The following is a 4,803-nucleotide window of genomic DNA, read 5'->3' as shown; positions in this document are numbered from 1 at the left end:
TCGAGATTCTTTGCGCAAATTCGAGCCAGGCGAAAGGTCGTGTCGAGCGCGCCAATCGGACGCTTCAGGACCGCTTGGTGAAGGAGCTGCGGTTGGCAGGGATCTCGGATATGGAGGCGGGCAATGCGTTCCTGCCCGGTTTTGTTACGCGCTACAACGCACGGTTCGCACGCACCCCTGCCCGGTCAGATGACCTGCACCGACCGATGAACATCATGCCGGATCGGCTCAGGGAGATCCTGTGCAAGCGTGAGCAGCGCTATGTCGGCGTTCAGCTGACGTTTTCGTTCGAGCGCCAGCGCATCATGCTCGAGGAGACCGATGTGACGCGTGGTCTGGTTGGTCGTTATGTCGAGACCTATGCCTATGCGGATGGCCGGTTTGACGTGCGCTGGAAAGGCCATTGCCTGCCCTACCGGGTGTTCGACACGGACCAGCGTGTGACCCATGCGGCGATCACCGAGAACAAGCGGCTTTCCGATGTCTTGGCCTACATCAAGGAGCAGCAGGAGCAGTTGCCGCAGCCAAAGGTGAAGACCAACAGCGAGAAGAATGGCTACACGCCACGGGGCCGCAAACCAGGCAAGCGGACGGATTTGATGAACGATCCGAAGGTCATTGCGCAGCGTCAGCAGGCTCTTTCACGGCTCGATGCCGCGGAATGATTGGCTGATCCAACAATCTCAAAGCTAAAGCCGATGGGTGGATAATCCACCCGCCCCGCTCTGCCCTTGCAACCCCAACCAGCCGGTCAGAACGGGGCTGATTGTCGTGCGCTGGCAGAAAGTGACATTTCAACTTTGCGTCCGAGCGGACATTCCAACCTTGCCGCCACATTTCGTGTAGCCGGGTACGTTCCACTTTCGAGTGCTACAGTCGTCGCCTCTTGGGACGCCGCCAAATAGGGCGAATCCTGTTTACGATGGGTCCAGGCGTCAAAATCCCGAGGTCGATTTCTCGACCTGCTTGAGCAGGCCTTTGTCGATACGGAAGAAGGGCATGGCGCGTTCGCCGGCACCGTCGTCGCGGAAACGGAAAATGCCCGTCGAACCCCGAAAACCGGTCGGGCTCTCAATCACTTTCTTGGTGAAGCCTTTTGGGCCGAGCGCGCTGGCGATGCCGGCCGCAAGGGCGACCGTATCATAGCCATAGGCGACATTGACGTCGGGCTCGTAGTTGTAGGTCTTGCGGAAGCGATCAGCGATGGGCCCGATCTCCGCGCTATCGAGTGTGGCGATGTAGGCCCCCTGCATCGTGGGCTCGTCGATGCCATGCTCCAGCCAGCGATTTGACCCGACCAGGGTGATGTTCTTGCCGAGCAGCCCCTTGGCCTTCAGCGCTGCGACCAAAGGTGCCGGGTTGGCGCTGCCGCTGGCGATCACGATCGCCTGCGGATCGCTGACCAGCGCCATCATGTCGGCCACGGCCTTGTCGGACCCGCCAGTGGATGGGCCGAATGGCACCGCCACCGCAAGCGTGGCGCCATAGATGCTGAGGCTGTTGGCGACACGCTTTTCGATCGTCTTGCCGGCCTCGCCTTCGGCTGTGAACAGTACGAACTTCCGCGCCCCCTTGGCGGCGATGGCCGCAGCTCCCGCTGCCGCGCTGTCGGCCTCGTTGAGCCTGACCGAATAGACGCCCGGCGCGCCGGCATAATTGTCGGCCAGCGCCAGGACCAATGGCCGGTTGGTGCCCGAGATCGCCGCGAGCTGGCGCACCGCGCCGGGCTCGGACGGGCCGATGACGAGTTTCGCGCCTGAAGCCAGCGCGCCTGTGGTCAGGGTACGCGCGCGGCCTTCGTCGCCACCGGTATCTTCCACCGTCAATGTCAGCAGGTTGTCGCCCATGTCGGCCATGGCAAGCGCCGCTGCATCGCGCATCTTTCGGCCACGGTCGCCCGCTGAACCGCCCGCCGACAAGGGCAGCAGCATCGCGACTTTCACCGGCCCTTTGCCAAGCGTTTCGCCTGATCTTGTCGGGCCCAATTTCGCCTGAGCTGTTCCAGAAGATGCGGTTGCGCTTTCAGCGGCGGTGCCAAGCACGTCGTTGCCTTCGGCGCCGGACTGACAAGCGGCCAGACCAAGCGGCAGCGCCAATACGGCAGCCAGCAATGCGGCATGCCGCAAGAAGCGCTGTCCAGTTACCCTCATCAATCCTCCGTTAGAGCACTGCGCGGCCGATTGAACGCGCATAAAATGCCCCAAACTTGAAACCCGCGCGCCGACCATCACCACGACAATGGTCACGCGACCGCGGCACAAAAACGGCATGCCGAACAGCTGGCGCGAAAGTTACCAATATGTTGCGTCCGCGGCACGGTGGCAGACGCGTGGTCACCGAACCAGGCCGGAGGTGGGGCGCTGTTTTTTTCAACGTGCGAGCGATTTCGCTGATGCGCGGGCCACGCGAAACGGCGGCCCGCGACCTGGCTAGTTCATGTATTCGACCATGCGGCTATGGAAGCACTCGCATTTGTTGATGGAGTCCTGGTCGCGATAATTGGTCCTGAGGTAGCCATAGGCGATGCCGCAGGCGACTTTCGCCTCCGAAGCCCAGACGAACACCGGACGCCTCGAGTCGATCCACTGCGAGCTGTTGGCGGCAGCAACAGACTCGTCCATCAGCCGGACGACTTCGGTCCTGACCTCGCCGAGGTTCTCATTCAGCGCCAGATCCGACGTGCTCGCCACCCGACAATAGCTGGCGGTCGGCATATCGATCAAGTCGGCCGCCACCACCTGGCCAGTGAAGGCAAATACGCAAAGGCCGGCTAGCGCCGACCGCTTCTTCCAGTTGAAAGCCATTCGAAGTTCCCTCTCCTGCCCCGGCATCGACGCAGTGTCGGCTGCCACCCATTCACGTCCCCACCCGGAAACCCGGGCGCATTCCAAAACTCAAAGCGTGCCCTGCCCCGACGAGCCATCTTCCTCGAAGAGGATATTGAAGGGCGCCGTGACAGCCAAGGCGTCCCCAGCCGCGTCCGGCGCCGTCATCTCAGCCATCGCCAGAGCGTCGGGCGCCGTCTCGGAGCCTGGAGCCAGCAACTGCGGTATCAGGTCGGACAACTCGATGACCTCGCCGAACAGCGAGTCGGCGAGGATCTCGCCGAGTGCTGCGGCATCGGCCACCAGCACAGRAGTTGGTGCGAGCGTGGGCAAGTCGAACTCGGGTTCCAAACCCCACGAGCTCACATCAACGGTAGGGGCCAGCGCCAAAGCGCCAGCCCCTTCGTTCGTTGCATCCGGCTTGTCATCCGTCATCGAGAATTCCGTCTGCCTTGAACCAAACGCCTTGTTTCAACACTCATATATTATCCGAGTGCTTGGTGCCCGAATTATCTTCGAACAACACCTTCACCGCCTCGTTGACCGCCGTGAAGTTCTCGAGCACGGCGACGGTCTGGAAGCTGTCTCCGCCACCATCGACATCGACATTTACCTCTGCATTGGCGCCGTTCTGGACAATGCTGACATAGCCTTTCGCCGCCAGATCAGTGTCGGGAGCGAGGCCGTTCAGCAGCGCGCTGAGATCGAGCTGGTCGCCCTTGCCTCCGTCGTAGTCCGTAATGATGTCGGCGACATTCAAGCCCTCGATGACAAAGGTTTCACCGGTCGGTTGCGCGGCTTCCGGAGCTCCGAGCACCGCATCGAGCATCATCTCGACATAGGTACCCGAAGAACCATCCGCATAGTGGACGGTGCCTTCGCCAGCCACGCTCTGGCCGTCGATCACGTCGGTCGACGGGGTCGTCGATGTGCTGAGGCCAGTGATGCCGTGGTCGCTGAGTTGGGTCAGTTCGCCAACCTCGCCGACGCCGTCGTTGTTTGCGTCTTGCCAGATCATCAGCTTGCCGAAGGCCTCGTCGTTGGCATCGATAATGCCATCGCCATTGCTGTCAAGCGAAGCAAGCGCCTCCGCACCGCTGGCGAAGTGCCCGCCGGCGAAGTTCGGGGTGAAGATCTCGGCACCGCTGTCGATCTTGCCGTCGCCGTTGACATCATAGGCCAGGATGCCGTCGCCGCTGGTGTTCCAGGCAACCTGGTCGGCATGACCATCCGCGTTGATATCGAAGCGGATGCCGCCATCGATGTTGGAGAACGACATGCCGTTGTTGTCGAGGTCAAGCATGATTGGGTCGACGGCACTCGAATAGACGACGATGTCGTTGTGGTCGATCGCCTGCAGCTGGGTGAGCGTGGTGACGTTGTTCAGTGTTGCCACCAGCGTTCGACTACCCGTACTACTCCAGTCGGAGTCGAACCAGATCTCCCCTTTGCCAGTATTGGAATTGAAGACTAACACGTATGCGTTTTTCGGAGAATCAAACCACCAAACTTGGCTGTTCCGAATTTGATCGGTCGTCTGCGCCGACGTGATCCGAACCACCATATTGTCCGCATTGAGCGCAATATTGCTGATCGACGATGCAGTAGTAAATGCACTCGAACTGAGCGCAGTCCCTGCAGAACTGCCAGATCCGGTCGTTTTGAAATCGACACCGCCAGATCCGGAACCGCCGAAGAAACCAATCTTGTCGCTGCCGTCGGTGTAGTCAGTGACTATATCTGAACCTGTGTTCGTCGCGAAGCGGAACTGATCTGCCCCACCATTACCGGTCAGGATGTCGTTGCCGCTGCCACCGTTGATGACRTCAGCGCCGGAAYCACCCGTGATCGTGTCTGCGCCGGTCGAGCCCACGATCTTGAACCCTTCCGACTGGTTGGCGAGATTCAAGGTTGCTGCCGAGGCCAGCGTGACGTTCTCGATGCCGACGATCTGCGCGTCGCTACTGCTGGTGAAGTT

5 protein-coding genes are annotated in these 4,803 nt (G+C 60.8%); 1 reads left to right on the top strand and 4 read right to left on the bottom strand.

Annotated features, from left to right (window positions below; translation table 11 throughout):
• A partial coding sequence (locus AC1DUU_RS23210; RefSeq protein WP_476785740.1) for a transposase family protein occupies positions 1-665 on the top strand: 665 nt, incomplete at its 5' end.
• A gap of 270 nt (positions 666-935) precedes the next feature.
• Here the strand turns inward: AC1DUU_RS23210 and AC1DUU_RS23205 are convergent.
• The 4 genes from AC1DUU_RS23205 to AC1DUU_RS23190 form a co-directional block, all read right to left on the bottom strand.
• Positions 936-2,150: an ABC transporter substrate-binding protein gene (locus AC1DUU_RS23205; RefSeq protein WP_476785739.1), complete on the bottom strand. Its 1,215-nt coding sequence runs from the start codon at positions 2,148-2,150 to the stop codon at positions 936-938.
• Between the two features lie 279 nt (positions 2,151-2,429).
• The gene (locus AC1DUU_RS23200) at positions 2,430-2,804 is read right to left on the bottom strand and encodes a hypothetical protein (RefSeq protein ID WP_476785738.1); all 375 of its coding nucleotides are present in this window, start codon (positions 2,802-2,804) and stop codon (positions 2,430-2,432) included.
• A gap of 90 nt (positions 2,805-2,894) precedes the next feature.
• On the bottom strand, positions 2,895-3,260 hold the full coding sequence (locus AC1DUU_RS23195) for a hypothetical protein (RefSeq protein WP_476785737.1): 366 nt from the start codon (positions 3,258-3,260) through the stop codon (positions 2,895-2,897).
• Between the two features lie 43 nt (positions 3,261-3,303).
• On the bottom strand, positions 3,304-4,803 hold a 1,500-nt coding region (locus AC1DUU_RS23190; protein WP_476785736.1), incomplete at its 5' end, for a type I secretion C-terminal target domain-containing protein.

This window comes from Aminobacter sp. P4_H6_2 (genome assembly GCF_056400805.1).
This window is presented reverse-complemented; position numbering and strand designations above follow the sequence as displayed.

Excerpts from the sequence above, each read along its gene's own strand:
- AC1DUU_RS23205 (WP_476785739.1), bottom strand. The coding sequence starts at position 2,150 with ATGAGGGTAACTGGACAGCGCTTCTTGCGGCATGCCGCATTGCTGGCT.
- AC1DUU_RS23200 (WP_476785738.1), bottom strand. The coding sequence starts at position 2,804 with ATGGCTTTCAACTGGAAGAAGCGGTCGGCGCTAGCCGGCCTTTGCGTA.